Below are 19887 nucleotides of genomic sequence, written 5' to 3'. Positions count from 1 at the left end.
GTGACCGCGCGATGTGAGGAAGTAGCCGTTGCTTAATCTCGCTTCAACAATACGCACCTGTGGTTATCGGTCCCCCGATGCGCAATTGCGCATCTGAGCTCGCGCTCCGCTTGGCCGGGACGACGCGGATTGAGAAACTCTCTAATGCCCCATCGCGGCGATCGCATCTGCAATCGCAATCGTGCGCTTGGCCATCTCAGCGTGCAACCGTTCCACCATGCGGCCGTCGAGCTGGATCGCGCCGCGCGAGGCGTTTTCGGGTTGCTGGAAGGCGGCGATGATCTTGCGCGCCTCGGCGACTTCTTCCGCCGGCGGGGTGAAGATGGCGTTGCAGGCCTCGATATGGCTCGGATGGATCAGCGTCTTGCCGTCGAAACCGAGATCGCGGCCTTGCGCGCACTCGACCGCGAAGCCATCGACATTGCTGATGTCGCTGTAGGGGCCGTCGAGGATTTCCAGGCCATGCGCGCGGGTCGCCAGGATGCAATGCGTGATCATCGGGATCATCGCGGCGCGGCCCGGCTGCATGCGGATGCGCGTTTCGCGCGAAATGTCGTTTGGCCCGAACACGAAACCCGCCAGACGCGTCTCCGAATCCTTTGACGCCGCGGCGAGCTTGTCCGCATCCAGCACCGCGCGCGACGTCTCGATCATGGCCCAGACCCGGATCGAGGTGTCCGCGTTGATATCGCTGAGGCGGTCGGCGATAGCGTTGAGATCCGCGACGCTGGAAACCTTGGGAACCAGGATGCCGTCGGGCTTCGCCTTGCCGGCCATGGTGACGTCGTCGATCCACCACGGCGTATCCAGGCTGTTGACCCGGATCAGCACCTCGCGCTTGCCGAACCCGCCGGCCGCGATCGCCTTGGCGATCTGGTCGCGGGCCAGCGCCTTGGCGTCCGGCGCCACGGAATCCTCGAGGTCGAGGATGATGCCGTCAGCGGCCAGGTTGCGCGCCTTTTCCAGCGCCCGCGCGTTCGATCCCGGCATGAACAACAGGCTGCGGCGCGGACGGATCATGGCTGGCTTCCCCGAGGGCTTCTTGAACCCACGCGATATCATTTCAAGCGGCCGGCCGAAAGCCTTGTTCCTGTCATCGGCTTGTGGTTAGGCAGGGGCCATGACCGCATTCCCGCAACATCTGCTCGACGGCTACCGGACCTTCACCTCGCAGCGGCTGCCCACCGAACAGTCACGCTACCGGGAATTGTCCGAGCGCGGCCAGTCGCCCGCGGTGATGGTGATCGGCTGCTGCGATTCCCGCGTCTCGCCGGAGGTGATCTTCGACGCCGGACCGGGCGAACTGTTCGTGGTCCGCAACGTCGCCAATCTGGTGCCGGTCTATCAGCCGGACGGCGGCGCCCACGGCGTATCCGCGGCGCTGGAATATGCGATCAACGTGCTCCGCATCAAGCATATCGTGGTGCTCGGCCACGCCCAGTGCGGGGGCATCAGGGCCTTCATCGACAAAATCGATCCGTTGTCGCCGGGCGATTTCATCGGGCGCTGGATGCAGATGTTCATCAAGCCGGGCGAAGTCGTCGAGCAGCGCGAGCGCGAGACGATGCAGGACTTCACCGTCAGGATCGAGAAGGCCGCGATCTTCCGCTCACTGGAAAACCTGATGACGTTTCCGTTCGTACGCTCGCGCGTCGAGCGCGGCGAGATGGAACTGCACGGCGCCTATTTCGGCGTCGCCGAGGGATCGCTGTTCGTGCTCGACCAGACGGCGAAGGAATTCCGCGCCGTCAGCGAGATGCAGGGCAGCGTCTAAAAGCTACGCCGCCGCCTTCTTGGCGCTGATCAGCTTGCGGTTGATCAGGCATTCGGCGATCTGCACCGCGTTCAGCGCCGCGCCTTTGCGCAGATTGTCGGAGACGCACCACAGCGACAGGCCGTTCTCGACGGTCGCGTCCTCGCGGATGCGGCTGATATAGGTCGCGTCCTCGCCCGCCGCCTCGTACGGCGTGACGTAGCCGCCGGGCTCATGCTTGTCGATCACGAGGCAGCCCGGCGCGTTGCGCAGGATGTTGCGCGCTTCATCGGCCGAGATCGGATCCTCGAACTCGATGTTGACGGCTTCCGAATGGCCGACGAACACCGGCACCCGCACGCAGGTCGCGGTCAGCCTGATTTTGGGATCAAGAATCTTCTTGGTCTCCATCATCATCTTCCACTCTTCCTTGGTGTAGCCGTCTTCCATGAAGACGTCGATCTCGGGGATGACGTTGAAGGCGATACGCTTCGGGAATTTCTTGTTGATCAGTTCGCTGTTGGTGTAGACGGCCTTGGTCTGCGAGAACAGTTCGTCCATCGCATCCTTGCCGGCGCCCGACACCGACTGATAGGTCGCGACCACGACGCGCTTGATCCTGGCCTTGTCGTGCAGCGGCTTCAGCGCCACCACGAGCTGCGCGGTCGAGCAATTCGGGTTGGCGATGATGTTCTTCCTGGTGAAGCCGGTCACGGCGTCCGCGTTCACTTCAGGCACGATCAGCGGCACGTCCGGATCCATCCGCCAGGCCGACGAATTGTCGATCACGACGGCGCCGGCGGCGCCGATCTTCGGCGACCATTCCTTCGACACCGCACCGCCCGCCGACATCAGGCAGATATCGATATCGGAGAAGTCATAGTGTTCGAGCGCCTTGCACTTCAAAGTCCGGTCGCCATACGAGACTTCGACGCCGACGCTGCGGCGTGACGCCAGCGCCACCACCTCGTCCGCGGGGAATTTGCGCTCGTCGAGAATGTTGAGCATTTCCCGCCCGACATTGCCGGTCGCTCCGACCAGCGCGACTTTGTAACCCATCGTTCACTCTCCGACGAAAAATGCCGATCCCCCGCCGCAGCGAAAGGGAGAAGGCAGCGCTTCTATGCGAGAAACACCCTCAATACAACGTATGACCATTGCGTTTGGGCGTTTGATGCAGTCGTTTTCGGCCGATCCGGCCAAATCCATCCGGCGCTGGCCAGCTTTGCGGAACCGGCTGACCCTGCCGAGCACTGAAAACAACCCGAAATCGGCGGAATTGTTCGCCCGCACCGAGCTCAGGCGCGCCGAGCGCGCCACCTCGGCGGCACCTGCCCTGTCGGCAGATTGGCTGACCGGGGCTGACAACCCGCGATTGCGCGGCGCCTTCTAATTGCCATACCTCGCCAAGATACTGGTTTTCATGCAACTTTTCGCGAGCGCCGGCATTATTCTGGTCCGGTGTGGCGCAATTGACCTAGTGAATACCCACCCGCCGCGGCTACAATGAGTGCCAACCCGATTTGGCGATCCGCCGGCCCCAATGGGCTGACACTGACGAGGATGCGATGACCCCTAAATTCCCTGCTGCGAGCAAGCTCGTGGTGTTGCTTGCTGCAGCCGCCCTCGTTGCGGTCGGCGCGACGGAAGCCAGCGCCCAGTCCAAGCCCCGCTACGACAAGGACGGCCGCCATTATTACGGGCGCAGCGGCCCCAACCGGGTTTACCAGCAGGGGCCAAATACCCGCGTGTACGTCACCACGCGCTCGTGGCTCGACGCCGGCACCGAAGTTTTGCCGGGCGACCGCAAGTTCCTGGATTACGCATTTCCGTCAGACTACGGATACCCGTCATTCGCGCGGGAGAACCTCAACCGCCCGATCGACCGTCAGCCGCTCAACCCGCCATCGGACATGGGCGGATTTCCACGGCAATTCCCGCTGTATTGATTTGAAAACGTAGGGTGGGCAAAGGCGCTCTTGCGCCGTGCCCACCATCTTTCCGCATACGTAGTAGTTGGTGGGCACGCGGAGCCTGTCATCGGGCGCGCGTTCGCGCGACCCGTTGGCTTTGCCCCACCCTACAATCCTCACGCGTGGAGCTTCTGCAATTCCTTCAAAATCGCATCGCCCATTTGCGTGGTGCTTACCGCCGTCGTTCCTTCGGACTTGATGTCTGCGGTACGAAGCCCGCTGGCGAGCACGGCTGCGATCGCCGCGTCGACCTTGTCGGCGAGCGGGCCCATGTCGAACGAATAGCGCAGCGCCATGCCGAACGAGGCGATCATCGCGATCGGATTGGCAAGGCCTTTTCCAGCGATATCGGGCGCGGAGCCGTGCACTGGCTCGAACAGCGAGCGGCGCTTTTTGGTTTTGGCGTCGATCTCGCCGAGCGAGGCCGAGGGCAGCATGCCGAGCGACCCCGTCAGCATCGCCGCGATATCGGACAGCATGTCGCCGAACAAATTGTCGGTGACGATGACATCGAACTGCTTCGGCGCCTTGACCAGGTTCATGCCGCCGGAATCGGCGAGCTGATGCTCCAGCGTCACGTCCTTGTATTCGCGGGCATGCACCTGCGTCACCACCTCGTTCCAGAGCACGCCCGACTTCATGACGTTGCGCTTTTCCATCGACGTCATCTTGTTGCGGCGCTTTCGCGCGAGGTCGAACGCGACGCGGGCGATCCGCTCGATCTCGTAGGTGTCATAGACCTGGGTATCGACGGCGCGCTTCTGGCCGTTGCCGAGGTCGGTGATGGTCTTCGGCTCGCCGAAATAGACGCCGCCGGTCAGTTCGCGCACGATCATGATGTCGAGGCCTTCGACGATCTCGCGCTTCAGGCTGGAGGCATCCGCCAGCGCCGGATAGCACACCGCCGGGCGCAGATTGGCGAACAGGCCGAGATCCTTGCGCAGCCGCAACAGGCCGGCCTCGGGCCGCACGTCATAGGGCACGGCGTCCCATTTCGGACCGCCAACCGCGCCGAAGATCACGGCATCGGCCGCCGTGGCCAGCGCCATGGTCGCGTCCGTAATGCTCTGCTGGCTGGCGTCATAGGCGGAACCGCCGACCAGCCCCTGCTCGGTCTCGAAACGCGCAATGCCCTGCGCGCTGAGCCAGTCGATCAGGCGTTTCACCTCTCCCATCACTTCGGGGCCGATGCCGTCGCCGGGGAGAAGCAGCAGTTTATGGGTCGCCATGGAACGTCCTTGCTATGTTCGTCATTCCGGGACGGCGCAACGCGCCGGACCCGGAATCCCGAGATTGGATACAGCGAGATTCCGGGTTCGTGGCTTCGCCACGCCCCGGAATGACGGGTCGGGCGGGAGTGCTAATGCGCTCCGGGCGGATTGGCAAGGCGGCTTGGACAGGCCACAAAGGCTGATCGAGCAAGCCCGCCCCAAGACGGACCTCACGATCTCATGACCCCAGCCATCCTGTTCGCCTTCGCCTCGGCCGCCCTGCTGGGTGCGGGCGTCGTGACGGCGCAGTTCGGGCTGCGAACCGTCGAGCCGCTGTCGGGCGCTGCCATCAGCGTGCCCTCGTTCACGCTATTGTTCCTGCTGGCCTCGCCGCTGCTGCTGGCCGGCGAACCTATGGTCTGGCGGGCGCTGCCGATCTTCGCCGCGATCGGGCTGGTATTCCCGGCGATGCTGACCCTGCTGACCTTTGCCTCCAACAGCGCGCTGGGCCCGGTCGTCACCTCGACGCTCGGCAATCTGGCGCCGCTGTTCGCGGTGGCGCTCGCCGTCGTTCTGCTCCACGAGCCGCTGCACGCACTGCAATTCGCCGGCCTCGTGATCGCGGTCGCCGGCGCCGTGATCATCACCGTGACCCGGCCGCGCGATCTCGGCGACTGGCGGAGCTGGGCGTTGCTGCTGCCACTCGCCAGCGCGCTATTGCGCGGCGTGGTTCCGCCGATCGTCAAACTTGGATTGGAGATCTGGCCGAGCCCGCTCTGGGCCTGCCTGATCGGCTATGTGGTGTCGTCCTTCGTGGTGCTGACCGTGCAGCGCATCCGCAAGGGGACCTTCGTTGTGGAAGCGCCATGGCCGGGCCGGTTCTGGTTCGCCATGACAGGCATCTGCAACGGCCTCAGTCTGCTGTCGCTGTTCGCCGCCTTGCGCACCGGCCCGATCACGTTGGTCGCACCTGTCGCCGCGATCTATCCGCTGGTCACCCTGCTGCTCAGCGCGATCGTGCTGCGCCACGTACGGATCACACCCCGTATCGTCGCCGGCGCTGTCCTGACGGTGGCCGGCGTGGCGCTGGTGCTGATCGGATGACGTTGCGCAATCGGCACCACACCATTGCGCCCGGCGCGGCTGTGCAACCCTGCCCCTGCCTGCCACACTGCGCGCCCTGCCGGAGCATCGCGTGAACGCCCCTGACCGAGCGCCAACCTACGCGCATCCCGCGTGGCTGATCCTGATCTTGTCGCTGGCGCCGACCATCGGTCTCGGCATCGGCCGCTTCGCCTATGCGCTGGTGCTGCCGGACATGCGCGATGCGCTGGGATGGTCCTATTCCGCGGCCGGCTTCATGAACACGATCAACGCCGTCGGCTATCTCGCGGGCGCGCTGCTCGCCTCGCGCATGATCCGGCGCTTTGGGCTGACGCGAACGGTACGCTGGGGAACGATGGCCGCCGTCACCTCGCTGGCGCTATGCGCGCTGTCCGGTGATTTTTTCGTGCTGAGCTTTGCGCGGCTGCTGGCGGGCATCGGCGCCGCGGGCGGCTTCGTCGGCGGTGCGGCGCTGGCCGCCACGATCGCGCAGACGCGCCCCGCGCGCGCCAATTTTCTGCTCAGCCTGTTTTACGCCGGACCGGGGCTCGGCATCCTCGCGTCGGGGCTGATCGCGCCGTTCGTGCTGCAAGGATTCGGGCCGGGATCGTGGTGGATCGTGTGGTGGGCGATGACGCTGCTCTCCAGCATCCTGATCCTGCCGCTGCTGCTCGCGCCACTCGGCGGTGGTGCTGATATCGACGGCGCGACACCAGCCAAATTCTCGGTGCGGCCGGTGCTGGCCTATCTGATCGGTTACTTCCTGTTCGGCGCCGGCTACATCGCCTACATGACTTTCATGATCGCCTATGTCCGCGATGGCGGCGGTGGGGCGGCGGCGCAGAGCCTGTTCTGGAGCCTGATCGGCGCCAGCGCGTTCGTGACGCCCTGGGTCTGGCGGGGCGTGCTGGCGCTTGATCGCGGCGGCCTCGCCACATCGATCATCCTCGGCGTCAACGCAATCGGCGCGGCGCTGCCGATCTTCGGACACTCGCCGCTGTTGCTGGTGATCTCTGCGCTGGTGTTCGGCGTCGCGTTCTTCGCGGTGGTGGGATCGACCACCGCCTTCGTGCGCTTCAACTATCCACCCTCGGCCTGGCCGACGGGCATCGCAGCGATGACGATCTCCTTCGGCATCGGCCAGACGCTGGGGCCGATCGTGGTCGGCGCGATCACCGACGCGGTGGGCAGTCTTTCGTTTGCGCTCAACGTCTCCGCGGCGATGCTGGCGACCGGGGCGGTGCTGTGCGCGTTTCAGAGGAAGTTGAAGACCGACATCTCTCCATGAGGCAAGCATTCAACTCTATCGTCGTCCCTGCGAACGCAGGGACCCATAGCCACAGGATTTCGTGGCTATAGGAGACTGTCGCTCCAGCCTTCCCCAAAATTCAGATCACGCGGTATGGGCCCCTGCGAACGTTCGCAGGGGCGACGAGTTGGGGCGCTCAACTCCCGCTGAACGAATTGTATCCCTGGTCTTCCCAGAAGCCGCCCTTGTAGTCGTTGGTGACCTCCATCGAGAGCACGTATTTCGGATTCTTGAAGCCGAGCTTGGTCGGCACGCGGATCTTCATCGGGAAACCGTAGGCGCGCGGCAGGAGCTCGTCGCCGAATTTGAAGGTCATCTGGGTCTGCGCATGCAGCGCGCTGCGCATGTCGAGCGGCGAGTTGTAGCCGTCCTTGTCGGCGCACTGGAACCAGACATATTTGGCGCGGGTATCGGCGCCGACGATTTTCAGGAAATCGCGCAGCGGCGTGCCGGTCCAGCTGCCGATCGCACTCCAGCCCTCGACGCAGATATGGCGCGTGACCTGCTTGACCTGCGGCAGCTTGTAGAGCTCTTCCAGCGTCCACGGCTTCTTGTTGTCGACGAGGCCGCGCACTTCGAGCTTCCAATCCTTGGCCTCGATCTCGGGAGCCTCGTCGAGGCTGTAATAGGCGTTGAACGGAAATGGTTTTGTGATCGCGCTTTCCGGAAAGGTCGGCGCCATCGCGTCGGGATTGAAGATCCAGGCCTGCACGCCGTCATTGAACTTCGAGACCTGTTTCAGCATCTCCTCCGCCGAAAATTGGTCCGTCACGTCGCAACCGGTGAGCAGCGTCAGGGCGCCAAGGCTGGCGCCGCCGGAGATGAAGCGCCTGCGCGTCAGGTCCGGCATCGTCTTGACGGCGTCCTTGAGCAGGAGGGTCTTGTCGACGCCGGGGATCAGAAGGTTGCGCAAGCGGCCCATGATAAAGCTCCCAGATCTCTTAGCGGCCGATGATCATGGCGCGCAGGCTCTTCGGCACCAGGAGCGCGAGCACGACATGAACCACGATGAAGGCGACGATAGCAGCCATGCAGAAGAAGTGGACGTAACGGGCGGCCTCATAGCCGCCGAACACCGCCGTCAGATATTGCAGCTGCACCGGCTTCCAGATCGCCAGCCCCGACAGCACGATCAGGATGCCGACCACGATCACGCCGGCATACAGCAGCTTCTGCACGTAATTGTATTTGGAGAGATCGTCATGCGACAGCTTGCCGGTCAGCGCCGCCTTGGTATCCGCAAGCACGCCTTCCGGCGTGATCGGCAGCAGCTTCTTGCGGAAGCGGCCGGTGGCGAGCCCCAAGGCGAGGTAGATCAGGCCGTTGACCATCAGCAGCCACATCGCGGCAAAGTGCCAGAGCAGCCCGCCGCCGAGCCAGCCGCCCAGTGTGATGCTGCTGGAAAAGGTAAAGCCGAACAGCGGGGAGGCGTTGTAGATCTGCCATCCCGACATGATCATCAGGACCATCGCGAACGCGTTGGTCCAGTGCAGGGTCCGCACCCAGGCCGGCTGAATGACCTTGGCCGGCGCGGCCTTGGGGGCGGCCTTGGCGCTGGCTTGCTCGTCGCTGGCGGTGACGCTCGACATGGCCTGATCCGTCGTTGCAATGGGTTACCGGATTATACGCCGGGAACCGGATTTTCGTTACGCCCCTGATGCTATCAGATCGATGCTTTGCATCTATCTTTGGGGCCTATCGCGGTCACAAAAAAGCGAGCCGGGTCGCCCCGGCTCGCCCGTCCACGCATCCTGTTGGGACTAGTCAGGAGCGCGCGGAGGTCAGGAAGCCGGCATCAGCACGGTATCGACCACATGGATCACGCCGTTCGACTGGTTGACGTTCGAGATCGTGACCATCGAGGTTCCGCCCTTGGCGTCGACGATCCAGACCTTGCTGCCGTCGAGCTTCACCGTCAGCTGTTCACCTTCGGCAGTCTTGAGCTTCATGCCGTCCTTCAGGTCGGCCGCGGCGAGCTTGCCGGGCACGACATGGTAGGTCAGGATCTTGGTCAGGGTCGCCTTGTTCTCAGGCTTCACCAGCGTGTCGACGGTGCCGGCCGGCAGCTTGCCGAAAGCGGCATTGGTCGGCGCGAACACCGTGAACGGGCCCTTGCTTTCCAGCGTGGGAACCAGGCCGGCGGCCTTCACGGCGGCGACCAGCGTGGTGTGGTCCTTGGAGTTCACGGCGTTCTGCACGATGTTCTTCGACGGGAACATCGCGGCGCCACCGACCATCACGGTCTTCTCCTCCGCGCTGGCCGGCGCAGTGACGGTGGCGGTGAGCGCGAGAACGCTAAAGGCGGCGGCGGTCAGATATGCGATACGGTTCGACATGGATCTTCTCCCGATGATTGAGGTCTCCGGCGGGGGGCCGCCGGGGCTGAGAACAACGACGCTGGTCGGTTGACCCTGTGGACGTCGTCGTTGGGCCGAGCTACGGGAGGTTTTTCGAGCGGTTTCGGCGGATAATTTATCGTGATGGCTGAAACTTTCGGTCGGGCTGATCGTGGGGGTGGTGACTGCGAAAGTGCGGCTCCACACACAACTGTCGTCCCGGCCTTGAGCCGGGACCCATACTCCGCGGCCAGAGTTGTTGGAAAGAACGAAATCGACAGCTCGTGAAACCACTGCCGACTGTGGCTATGGGTCCCGGCTCAAGGCCGGGACGACAATGAATGTGTGGCTCATGTGATCTCATTCCTGACAGCAGATGCGCGTTCGCGATCTCGCGACGCGATGCGCCCGAAGTTTTCAAATCATCGCCCCCAAATTCAGAGGGCGCAGGGAATGCCGGATGCGCGCTGCACCCGCGATCTCGTGTGCAATGTGCACAAAAAGGTGCGCACACGAGCATACAGGGCAGCGGAGAACATCCGACATTCCCTGCGCAATGGCTTTACGGCTTATAACGTGCTCTCCCCGGAGAACGGCTCTTTTGCCTCCGTTGCGCCCTCGGAAGCTGTTGCCTCCAGGTGCATTGACGCCAGCACCGCGACGTCAGGACCACACGTCTTTGCCGTACGCTCTCGCGCCGTTCGTTATCGGCCCTGCCAGCGTCCACCGCGACCCGTCCCAACGATCGTGACGATCATGATACGCCCCTCTGGCGGGACGGGATGGCGAAGATATAAACCGATTTTCATTTCCGCAAAAGAGAAATATTTTTTATTTCAGGGCTTGACACGGTTTCCGTAAATCGGAAGTGATTTGCCCGTCGTGCTACTATGTCGCAGTCATTCCGGGGCGGTGCGCAGCATCGAGCCTGGAATCCATTAAGCGACACTGCATGCGACCAGATGGATTCCCGGATGTGCAATTGCACATCGTGGCTCGCGCTACGCGCGCCCTCAGATGCGCAGTTGCGCATCGGGGAATGACGGAGCGCGTAGATCGTCGCCGCTGGCTACTCAGGCAAACGCTTCCAATGCCTCCTCCTCCGGCCAATCCGCCAGATCGGCGCGGTCCAGCCGCACCGCGATGCCGACCTTGCTCAGCGTATGCGGGATCGGAGGGCTGAACTTGGCGACGCCGACGGTGATGCTGTCGATCAACGCAAAGCGCCGCAGCAGGCCGATCGCAACCGCCTCGCCGAGCGCTTCCAGCGTTTGATAGCTCGTCTCGCCGGCGAGACGCACGGCGGCATCCACCACGGCATCATAGCGGACCGATGCATCCAATTGGTCGTCCCGGTGCGTCGGCGCCGCCCTCAACGTCGCGTCGATGTCGAAGGTGAATTTCTGACCGAGCCGGCGTTCCTCCTCGAACAGGCCGTGATATCCGAAGGTCTGTAATCCCGCGATCTGGATGGTCGTCAACATGGGCGCTCCTTCTTGAGAAGGTGGATCGGATTTTTCCGATTGCCCAGGCGCGCGGCTGAATATCTCGCGCTTCCCGATGGTGCCCCATCTGCGATCGCCAGTCGCGCGAGAGTGTAAGTATACAGGCACAATTGGCGAGGCTCAAGTGCAGGACGAGCGTTCGTAGTCCGGATGGCGCCCGTTCAGTGTGGCGCAATCAGCAACCTGCCCGCCGCGATCCTGCGCCCAAGCGAGTCAATATCGGGCGACGCCCAACCTCGCTGGGCACAAACTCCGTGCACCCGCGCCGCAGCTTCCAGAGTGGATTTCAACAGTTCGAGCGCAGACCCCTCGCACTCGTATTGAATGCGGTCGGGTGGCCCTTTGAGGCATGTCATGGTGCAGAGATTTGTGGTTTCGTTCTGCGTGGAGATCCACAATGGTCCATCCATGAAGCGAAGCTCAACCTGCGAGGTAGTCCCGCTCACTAGATCGATCAGCGCCATGAGCCACCAGCCCAAGATCACAACCACAAAGTCATTCCAATTTGGGTCCGGAAACTGAAATAGGCCGAAGTCGACGTATATGACGCCGGTGACAAGACCACCTTTGGAGGCGGTAAGCGTTTCATCGATGACCTGAACTCGCGCGTCGCCCATCTGTACTCCCTGCCTACCCATCATCATTGCGAGCGCAAGCGAAGCAATCCATCGTGCCGCAAGGAAGAATGGATTGCTTCGTCGCGGAGCCTGTCATCGGGCGCGCATTCGCGCGACCCGGTGGCTCCTCGCAATGACGACGAGATGTGGAGGCCGCCTAATCCCTGCTCCCCGGCGTCTGAATGAACCCGCGGTTATGCGTCGGGCTTATCAAAATCTCGTTCATGCAGACGCGCGGGGGCATGCTGGCGACGAAGGCGATGGTGCGGCCGCAATCTTCCGGCTGCAGCATTTTGGCCTGTTCGGCTTCGCTCGGCACCGCCGGGCGCAGTTTCAGGATCGGGGTTGCGACTTCGCCGGGAGACAGGCAGCAGGCGCGCAGGCCGTTGACGCATTCGTCCATGTTGAAGGAATGGGTCAGCGCCAGCACCGCGTGCTTGGTCGTGGTGTAGGCCGGGCCCGGCATCTTCGACACGTGTCGCCCGGCCCAGGACGCGACGTTGATGATGCAGCCGTCCTGTTGCTTGCGCATCGCGGGCAGCACCGCGCGCATGCAATACAGCACGCCGTTGAGGTTGATCTCGACCACCTTGTCCCAGCCTTCGAGGTCCATGTCGGCCCAGCTGCGCTTCGGCACGTTGAGGCCGGCGCTGTTGACCAGCAGGTCGATCCTGCCGTGCTTCGCCAGGATCTGGTCCGCGACCTTGCTGACGTCGGCCTTGCTGCTGACGTCGAGCGCGATCGCCTCGGCCTTGCCGCCCTTGCTGGTGATGTTGGCCACCACCCGGTCCAGCTCTTGCTGGCGGCGGCCCGAAATCACCACGGTCCAGCCGTCGGCGCTAAGGAATTCCGCCCCGGATTCACCGATTCCGCTGCCGCCACCGGTCACCCAGGCCACGCGTTTCCCATTATTTGACATGCAAACTGTCTCCGTTGCTTTGTGAGGGGCGTTTTTGCTAATCCAGCCGGCGAAAACTCCGGCCATTGCCCCTCAGGGAATGTTGCATGAACACGACCGCCAGCGCCAACCTGTTTTCCCGCCTGTTCGACCATCTCGACGACCCCTCGCGGCTCGCGATCGAGATGCTCGACGGCACACGCATCAGCTATGCTGATTTGATTGCCCGCGCCGGCCAGATGGCAAATGTGCTGATTTCCAGGGGCGTCAAGCCGGGCGACCGCGTTGCGGCGCAAACCGAAAAATCCGTGCCGGCGCTGGTGCTCTACCTCGCCACTGTCCGCGCCGGCGCGGTGTATCTGCCGCTCAACACCGCCTATACGCTGAACGAACTTGAGTACTTCATCACCGACGCCGAGCCGGCGCTGGTGGTGTGCGATCCCTCCAAGGCCGAGGGCATTGGCGCCATCGCAGCCAAGGTCAACGCCAAGGTTGAAACGCTGGGCGCGGACGGCAAGGGCTCGCTGACCGATGCCGCGGCCAAAGCGGACACCGCGTTTGCAACGGTCAGCCGCGCCAATGATGACCTCGCCGCGATCCTCTATACGTCGGGCACGACTGGCCGTTCCAAGGGCGCGATGCTGACGCACGACAATCTCGCCTCCAACTCGCTCGCGCTGGTCGACTACTGGCGCTTCACCAAGGACGACGTGCTGATCCACGCGCTGCCGATCTATCACACCCACGGCCTGTTCGTGGCGAGCAACGTGACGCTGTTCGCGCGCGCCTCGATGATCTTCCTGCCGAAGCTCGATCCCGAACTGATGATCAAGCTGATGGCCCGCGCCACCGTGATGATGGGCGTGCCGACGTTCTACACACGGCTGCTGCAGAGTCCGGCACTGACCAAAGAATCCACCAGGCATATGCGGCTGTTCATTTCGGGTTCGGCGCCGCTGCTCGCCGACACCCATCGCGAATGGGCTGCGCGAACGGGTTTTGCCATCCTCGAACGCTACGGCATGACCGAAACCAACATGAACACCTCCAACCCCTATGACGGCGAGCGCGTGCCCGGCGCCGTCGGCCTGCCGCTGCCCGGCGTCTCCGTGCGCGTCACCGACCCTGAGACCGGCAAGGCGATCGCGCGTGACAGCATCGGGATGATCGAGGTCAAGGGCCCCAACGTGTTCAAGGGCTATTGGCGGATGCCGGAAAAGACAAAAGCCGAATTCCGCGACGACGGCTTCTTCGTTACCGGCGACCTCGGCAAGATCGACGACAAGGGCTATGTGCACATTCTCGGCCGCGGCAAGGATCTGGTGATCTCAGGCGGCTTCAACGTCTATCCGAAGGAAATCGAGAGCGAGATCGACGCCATGCCGGGCGTGATCGAATCCGCCGTGATCGGCGTGCCGCATGCGGACTTCGGCGAAGGCGTCACCGCCGTCCTGGTCTGCAACAAGGGCGCCGATGTGAGCGAAGCCTCGGTGCTGAAAGCGCTCGACGGACGGCTGGCAAAGTTCAAGATGCCGAAGCGGGTCTTCGTCGTCGATGAACTGCCGCGCAACGCGATGGGCAAAGTGCAGAAGAATGTCCTGCGGGATACTTATTCAAAGATTTATTCGAAGTAGTTCCGGCGCACGCCGGACCCCCACGCCGCGGCGGATATTTTTTGCTCCGATCACTGACACGGTGGTTGCGGGCCAGGACCGCCATGCGCGATGGCGCACCGGGACGGCGAAGCCCTGGTTGAACGCCGTCATATCCGGATAGGTATATCGATCGGTCTGGCGCAGCGCCACGAAGCCAGGGCGTATCCCCGTAGGGGTGAGGTCGTGCGCATCTCAATGTGCGCGACATTGTACACACCGATTTAACCGAAAAATTCCGTTTCGCCCCTAGCGTGACGAATAGCGCGCTGCAACGCCCGTAATCCTACGGGTCTTTTGGAGCAGCGCGCTGGTGATTTTCGGAAGTGCCGTCCTGGCGATCGGGCGGAACTACCTCTTGGGTTAATGATTACCGATGTTGTTGCATGTGGTCGCGGATCAACCGGATCGAATCTCGACGCTCCGCATGCTGTTGGGGTCGCGGTGCCGCGTCAGCTCGTCCCTGCTCCGCAAGGAAAACAACGTCCCGAAGGATTGCGATGCGGCCGTCGTCAGCGCCGATCTTCGAGACGCCGACAACATCGTCGCGCTCAAGGAGCTTTCGGCGAAATTCAAAGGCGCCAGGCGAAAGATTTTCATCATCGATCAGAAGGCGCGGCTGTTCGCGGCGCAGGCCTATGCGCTCGGCGCCACCCACGTGCTGTTCAATCCGGTCACCGCGCGGTCCCTGCTCGCGGTGCTGATCGATCCCAACTCGATCGAACTCACCGACGAGACCGCCCAGGGCGCGCGCGGGGCGGCCTCCGCAGGCGCCGCCTCGCTGGCGCTGATGTTCGCCGCGGTGCTGCATGGACAGCCGATCGATGTCGCGGACGCCAAATCCGCCGCCTGCAGGATTTCCAAGTGCGTCGCCGAGGAAGGCCTCTCCGAATGGCTGGAAGTCGTGCGCCGCCACCATGAGGGCACCTATCAGCATTGCCTGCTGGTGACCGGAACCGCCGTCGCCTTCGGATTGAATTTGGGGCTGGTCGAGGCGGATATCGAACGGCTGTATTCGGCGGCGATGTTCCATGACATCGGCAAGGCCAAGATTCCGGTCGCGGTGCTCGACAAGCCCAGCCGTCTCGAGCCGGGCGAACGCGCCCTGATCGAAACCCATCCGGCGGCCGGGCACCAGATTTTGAAGGGGACCCGCGGCATTTCGGCCGAAATCCTGCACGCGGTCAGGCACCACCACGAGTATCTCGACGGCAGCGGATATCCCGATGCGCTTTGCGCCGAGAGCATTTCCGATCTGGTCCGGATCCTGACCATTGCGGATATTTTCGCAGCGCTGATCGAATTCCGTCAGTACCGGCCCGCAATGCCGCGCGCGCAGGCTTTTGAAATCCTCGGCAATATGCACGGCAAACTGGAAGTCCCGCTCGTCAAGGCGTTCAGGGAAGTCGCGTTGAATCGCTGAAGCAGCGTGACGCACGCCGCCTGATGTGGCCAAGGAGGCCTCGTCAGGGCGGACGCCGAATTCGCATATCCGGTCGGCTCTGAGTGAATAGCCAGGACGTCCGGTCCATCTGGGATTCAGCCCATACACTGCAGACCAAAGGGACGATGTTTGTCGATTGGCTTGTCGAGCGAAGATGCGCACCGCTCGGGCTTACGTGTGTAGGCCGGGCTGTTTGAAACAATAACCGAATAAAGATTCGTTCCTTCGGTGACCTCCCGCAGCTTGGTATACCAGGCCGCTGATTGCTGTGTTTCCACGCTGTCCTAGTAATGAATATCGGTTCGATTTCGCGCCATTTGATCGTTGCGCTTGCTGGTTCGACTACGTAAATAAGAATTACTTTAGCGCGATCCCCAATGGGCCGCACAACGCCCCCCCAACCGTCAAAAGCCGCCGATGACCGCCAGGATCGAACGACCGCTTTCTCCCCATATGCAGACCTACCGCTGGACGCTCACGATGGCGATGTCCATCGTGCACCGTGCCACCGGCATTGCGCTGTATTTCGGAACCCTTTTGTTGGCTTGGTGGCTTATTGCCGCTGCCTCCGGCCCCGGCGCCTACGCCAATGTGCAGGCCTTTACTGGCAGCTTCATCGGACGCCTGATCGTGTTCGGTTACACCTGGGCGCTGCTGCACCATCTGGTGTCGGGCCTCCGGCATTTCGTCTGGGATCTCGGCTACGGCTTCAAGCCCAATGAGCGCGAGGCCCTGACGTGGGGCGCGCTGATCGGCGGCATTTCGCTTACCATCCTGGTGTGGATCATCTACACCGTCGGAGCCGGACGATGAACGCGCCCAAATCGACTTCGATGCGCACGCCGCTGGCGCGTGTCCGCGCGCTCGGCTCCTCGCATTCCGGCACCTCCGATTTCTGGCGGCAGCGGCTTACCGCTGTCGCGATGACCGTGCTGATCGTGCCCGTCATCGTGGTGGTCCTGATGCTGATCGGCAGCAACCAGGCGGGTGCCAAGCAAATCTTCAGCTCGCTGCCCATCGCGATCATCATGCTGCTCTTCATTGTCGCCAGTGCCTGGCACATGAAGATCGGCATGCAGGTCGTGATCGAAGACTATGTGCACAATGAAAAGATCAAGCTCGCCAGCGTGATGGCTAACAATTTCTTCTGTATCGCGGTGGCGCTCGCCTCGATTTACGCGATCCTCAAAATGTCATCGGGAGTCTAGCCCATGACTACCAAGAATTCGGCTACTGAAGGTAACGGCAAGGCCAGCAACGGCAGCAGCGGTCCAGGAAGTGGTCCTGCCACCAACGGAAAAGCCTATCCGATCGAAGACCACACCTACGACGTCGTCGTGGTCGGCGCCGGCGGCGCGGGCTTGCGCGCCGTGGTCGGCTGCTCCGAGGCCGGCCTGCGCACCGCCTGCATCACAAAGGTGTTTCCGACCCGCTCGCACACGGTTGCCGCCCAGGGCGGTATTTCGGCGGCGCTCGGCAACATGCACCAGGACGACTGGCGCTGGCACATGTACGACACCGTCAAGGGGTCGGACTGGCTCGGCGACCAGGACGCGATCGAATACATGGTGCGCAACGCGCCCGAGGCGGTCTACGAGCTCGAGCATTGGGGCGTGCCGTTCTCGCGCACCGAGGACGGCAAGATCTACCAGCGCCCGTTCGGCGGCATGACGCTGGATTTCGGCAAGGGCCAGGCGCAGCGCACCTGCGCGGCCGCCGACCGCACTGGTCACGCCATGCTGCACACGATGTACGGCCAGGCGCTGCGCCACGCCGCGGAGTTCTACATCGAGTTCTTCGCTATCGACCTGATCATGGACGACCAGGGTGTCTGCCGCGGCGTCATCGCGCTCAAGCTCGACGACGGCACGCTGCATCGCTTCCGCGCCCAGACCACGATTCTGGCCACCGGCGGCTACGGCCGCGCCTACGCCTCCTGCACCTCGGCGCATACCTGCACCGGTGACGGCGGCGCCATGGCGCTGCGCGCCGGCCTGCCGCTCCAGGACATGGAGTTCATCCAGTTCCACCCGACCGGCATCTACGGCTCGGGCTGCCTCGTCACCGAAGGCGCCCGCGGCGAAGGCGGCTATCTCGTCAATTCCGAAGGCGAGCGCTTCATGGAGCGCTACGCGCCGTCAGCCAAGGATCTTGCTTCCCGCGACGTGGTCTCGCGCGCGATGACCATCGAGATGCGCGAAGGCCGCGGCGTCGGCAAGAAAAAGGACCACATCTATCTGCACCTCGATCATCTCGATCCCAAGGTGCTGCAGGAAAGGCTGCCGGGCATTTCCGAATCGGCAAAGATCTTCGCCAATGTCGACGTCACCCGCGAGCCGATTCCGATCACGCCGACCGTGCACTACAACATGGGCGGCATCCCCACCAATTATCACGGCGAAGTGCTGACCAAGCGAAACGGCGACGACAACGCCACCGTGCCCGGCCTGATGGCGCTCGGTGAAGCCGCCTGCGTCTCCGTGCACGGCGCCAACCGGCTCGGCTCCAATTCGCTGATCGATCTCGTGGTGTTCGGCCGCTCCGCGGCGCTGCGTTGCGCCGAGAAACTAACGGCAAACGGCAAGCAGCCGGACTTGCCGGCTGATTCCGCCGACATGGCGCTCGGCCGGCTCGATCATTATCGCTACGCCTCCGGCGGCACGCCGACCGCAAAGCTGCGCGACAGCATGCAGCATGTGATGCAGAGCAATTGCGCGGTGTTCCGCACCGGCGAGATCCTGAGCGAAGGCCAGAACCTGATCCACAAGGTGCATGGCGGCATCGGCGACGTCGCGACCACGGACCGTTCGCTGGTCTGGAATTCCGACCTGGTCGAGACCCTGGAATTCGACAATCTGATCGTGCAGGCCGTGGTGACGATGGACTCGGCGGCGAACCGCTCCGAGAGCCGCGGCGCCCATGCCCGCGAGGATTTCCCCGATCGCGACGACAAGAACTGGATGAAGCACACGCTGGCGTGGATCGACGAGCGCGGCAAGACCGCGATCGATTACCGCCCGGTGCACGATTACACGATGACCAACGACGTGCAGTATATCCCGCCGAAGGCGCGGGTGTATTGATCGAACCACAGCAGCCGTCATTCCGGGGCGATGCGTTAGCATCGAACCCGGAATCTCGAGATTCCCCAGTGCGCAATTGCGCACCTGCGGTCTGGTCCTTCGGACCATCCCGGAATGACGAAAGGTTAGAGGAATGGTTGAATTCGCGCTTCCGAAAAACTCAAAGATCACCGGCGGCAAGGCCTGGCCGAAGCCGGCGGGCGCGACCGAGACGCGCGAGTTCCGGGTGTATCGCTGGAATCCGGACGACGGCAAAAATCCGAGCGTCGACAGCTATCACATCGACACCAGCGAATGCGGGCCGATGGTGCTCGACGGCCTGATCTGGATCAAGAACCACATCGATCCGACGCTGACCTTCCGCCGCTCTTGCCGCGAAGGCGTCTGCGGTTCCTGCGCCATGAACATTGACGGCCAGAACACGCTGGCCTGCACCAAGTCGATGCACGACGTCAAAGACGGCGCGGTGAAGGTCAACCCGCTGCCGCACCAGCCGGTCGTCAAGGACCTGGTGCCTGATCTGACCAACTTCTACGCTCAATATGCCTCGATCGAGCCGTGGCTGAAGACCACGACGCCGACGCCGCAGAAGGAATGGAAGCAGAGCCACGAGGACCGCGAAAAACTCGACGGGCTCTACGAATGCATCCTGTGCGCCTGCTGCTCGACCTCGTGCCCGAGCTATTGGTGGAACAGCGACCGCTTCCTGGGTCCGGCCGCCTTGCTGCAGGCGACGCGCTGGGTCAAGGATTCCCGCGATGAAGCCACCGGCGAGCGGCTCGACAATCTCGAAGACCCGTTCCGGCTCTACCGCTGCCACACCATCATGAACTGCGCGAAAGCGTGTCCGAAGGGCCTCAACCCGTCGGAGGCCATCGCCGAGCTCAAGTTGAAGCTGGTCGAGCGGCAAATTTAGCTAATTTGTCGCAAGTCGCCGGAAATACGGCCGGACCGGCGCTGAGAAAGTTTCTATTACCCGGCGGCTTTGTTCCGATACCGGAT

20 protein-coding genes and 1 riboswitch are annotated in these 19887 nt (G+C 63.0%); of the genes, 11 read left to right on the top strand and 9 right to left on the bottom strand.

Annotation, left to right across the window (positions count from 1 at the left end; translation table 11 throughout):
• Positions 1-141: 141 nt before the first annotated feature.
• On the bottom strand, positions 142-1020 hold the full coding sequence (locus ACSQ84_RS25645) for an HpcH/HpaI aldolase/citrate lyase family protein (RefSeq protein ID WP_436214492.1): 879 nt from the start codon (positions 1018-1020) through the stop codon (positions 142-144).
• Positions 1021-1120: 100 nt separating this feature from the next.
• Between ACSQ84_RS25645 and ACSQ84_RS25640 the strand changes: the two genes are divergently transcribed.
• Positions 1121-1774: a carbonic anhydrase gene (locus tag ACSQ84_RS25640; RefSeq protein ID WP_436214491.1), complete on the top strand. Its 654-nt coding sequence runs from the start codon at positions 1121-1123 to the stop codon at positions 1772-1774.
• Between the two features lie 3 nt (positions 1775-1777).
• On the opposite strand, the gene ACSQ84_RS25635 is transcribed toward ACSQ84_RS25640, so the two are convergent.
• Entirely contained in the window at positions 1778-2812 is a 1035-nt protein-coding gene (locus tag ACSQ84_RS25635) for an aspartate-semialdehyde dehydrogenase (RefSeq protein ID WP_436214490.1), read from the bottom strand.
• A gap of 91 nt (positions 2813-2903) precedes the next feature.
• Here ACSQ84_RS25635 and ACSQ84_RS25630 point away from each other — a divergent pair, with 91 nt between their 5' ends.
• Positions 2904-3146, top strand: a complete 243-nt coding sequence (locus ACSQ84_RS25630) for a hypothetical protein (protein ID WP_436214489.1) — start codon at positions 2904-2906, stop codon at positions 3144-3146.
• Between the two features lie 175 nt (positions 3147-3321).
• A complete protein-coding gene (locus ACSQ84_RS25625) occupies positions 3322-3702 on the top strand; it encodes a hypothetical protein (RefSeq protein WP_436214488.1) in 381 nt (126 codons plus the stop codon).
• Between the two features lie 140 nt (positions 3703-3842).
• On the opposite strand, the gene leuB is transcribed toward ACSQ84_RS25625, so the two are convergent.
• Positions 3843-4955 (bottom strand): 3-isopropylmalate dehydrogenase, encoded by a 1113-nt coding sequence (gene leuB, locus ACSQ84_RS25620; protein ID WP_436214487.1) that lies wholly within the window; start codon positions 4953-4955, stop codon positions 3843-3845.
• Positions 4956-5177: 222 nt separating this feature from the next.
• Between leuB and ACSQ84_RS25615 the strand changes: the two genes are divergently transcribed.
• Together ACSQ84_RS25615 and ACSQ84_RS25610 are read left to right on the top strand one after the other, a co-directional pair.
• The gene (locus tag ACSQ84_RS25615) at positions 5178-6041 is read left to right on the top strand and encodes an EamA family transporter (protein ID WP_436214486.1); all 864 of its coding nucleotides are present in this window, start codon (positions 5178-5180) and stop codon (positions 6039-6041) included.
• Positions 6042-6132: 91 nt separating this feature from the next.
• Positions 6133-7329: a YbfB/YjiJ family MFS transporter gene (locus ACSQ84_RS25610; RefSeq protein ID WP_436214485.1), complete on the top strand. Its 1197-nt coding sequence runs from the start codon at positions 6133-6135 to the stop codon at positions 7327-7329.
• Between the two features lie 157 nt (positions 7330-7486).
• On the opposite strand, the gene ACSQ84_RS25605 is transcribed toward ACSQ84_RS25610, so the two are convergent.
• The 6 genes from ACSQ84_RS25605 to ACSQ84_RS25580 form a co-directional block, all read right to left on the bottom strand.
• Positions 7487-8272, bottom strand: coding sequence for a molybdopterin-dependent oxidoreductase (locus ACSQ84_RS25605; RefSeq protein ID WP_436214484.1), 786 nt, complete (start codon positions 8270-8272; stop codon positions 7487-7489).
• A 19-nt stretch (positions 8273-8291) separates the two neighbouring features.
• Positions 8292-8939: a cytochrome b/b6 domain-containing protein gene (locus ACSQ84_RS25600; protein ID WP_436214483.1), complete on the bottom strand. Its 648-nt coding sequence runs from the start codon at positions 8937-8939 to the stop codon at positions 8292-8294.
• A gap of 192 nt (positions 8940-9131) precedes the next feature.
• On the bottom strand, positions 9132-9686 hold the full coding sequence (locus tag ACSQ84_RS25595) for a fasciclin domain-containing protein (RefSeq protein ID WP_436214482.1): 555 nt from the start codon (positions 9684-9686) through the stop codon (positions 9132-9134).
• A gap of 1073 nt (positions 9687-10759) precedes the next feature.
• The gene (gene folB / locus ACSQ84_RS25590) at positions 10760-11170 is read right to left on the bottom strand and encodes a dihydroneopterin aldolase (protein WP_436214481.1); all 411 of its coding nucleotides are present in this window, start codon (positions 11168-11170) and stop codon (positions 10760-10762) included.
• A gap of 34 nt (positions 11171-11204) precedes the next feature.
• Positions 11205-11285: riboswitch (ZMP/ZTP riboswitch) on the bottom strand.
• 67 nt (positions 11286-11352) lie between these two features.
• On the bottom strand, positions 11353-11808 hold the full coding sequence (locus ACSQ84_RS25585; RefSeq protein WP_436214480.1) for a hypothetical protein: 456 nt from the start codon (positions 11806-11808) through the stop codon (positions 11353-11355).
• A 157-nt stretch (positions 11809-11965) separates the two neighbouring features.
• Positions 11966-12727: an SDR family oxidoreductase gene (locus ACSQ84_RS25580; protein WP_436214479.1), complete on the bottom strand. Its 762-nt coding sequence runs from the start codon at positions 12725-12727 to the stop codon at positions 11966-11968.
• Between the two features lie 86 nt (positions 12728-12813).
• Between ACSQ84_RS25580 and ACSQ84_RS25575 the strand changes: the two genes are divergently transcribed.
• The 6 genes from ACSQ84_RS25575 to ACSQ84_RS25550 all read left to right on the top strand — a co-directional run bounded on the left by ACSQ84_RS25575 (position 12814) and on the right by ACSQ84_RS25550 (position 19801).
• The gene (locus tag ACSQ84_RS25575) at positions 12814-14340 is read left to right on the top strand and encodes a malonate--CoA ligase (protein ID WP_436214478.1); all 1527 of its coding nucleotides are present in this window, start codon (positions 12814-12816) and stop codon (positions 14338-14340) included.
• Between the two features lie 394 nt (positions 14341-14734).
• On the top strand, positions 14735-15781 hold the full coding sequence (locus tag ACSQ84_RS25570; protein WP_436214477.1) for an HD-GYP domain-containing protein: 1047 nt from the start codon (positions 14735-14737) through the stop codon (positions 15779-15781).
• A 438-nt stretch (positions 15782-16219) separates the two neighbouring features.
• Positions 16220-16615, top strand: a complete 396-nt coding sequence (gene sdhC / locus ACSQ84_RS25565; protein WP_436214476.1) for a succinate dehydrogenase, cytochrome b556 subunit — start codon at positions 16220-16222, stop codon at positions 16613-16615.
• Positions 16616-16635: 20 nt separating this feature from the next.
• Positions 16636-17010, top strand: coding sequence for a succinate dehydrogenase, hydrophobic membrane anchor protein (gene sdhD, locus ACSQ84_RS25560; protein ID WP_436214510.1), 375 nt, complete (start codon positions 16636-16638; stop codon positions 17008-17010).
• Positions 17011-17013: 3 nt separating this feature from the next.
• Positions 17014-18885, top strand: coding sequence for a succinate dehydrogenase flavoprotein subunit (gene sdhA / locus ACSQ84_RS25555; protein WP_436214475.1), 1872 nt, complete (start codon positions 17014-17016; stop codon positions 18883-18885).
• A gap of 133 nt (positions 18886-19018) precedes the next feature.
• Complete coding sequence (locus tag ACSQ84_RS25550; protein ID WP_436214474.1) at positions 19019-19801, top strand: succinate dehydrogenase iron-sulfur subunit; 783 nt, start codon at positions 19019-19021, stop codon at positions 19799-19801.
• Positions 19802-19887 lie beyond the last annotated feature (86 nt).

The sequence above is a fragment of the Bradyrhizobium sp. LjRoot220 genome, from assembly GCF_964252915.1.
Classification (GTDB): Bacteria; Pseudomonadota; Alphaproteobacteria; order Rhizobiales; family Xanthobacteraceae; genus Bradyrhizobium.
This window is presented reverse-complemented; position numbering and strand designations above follow the sequence as displayed.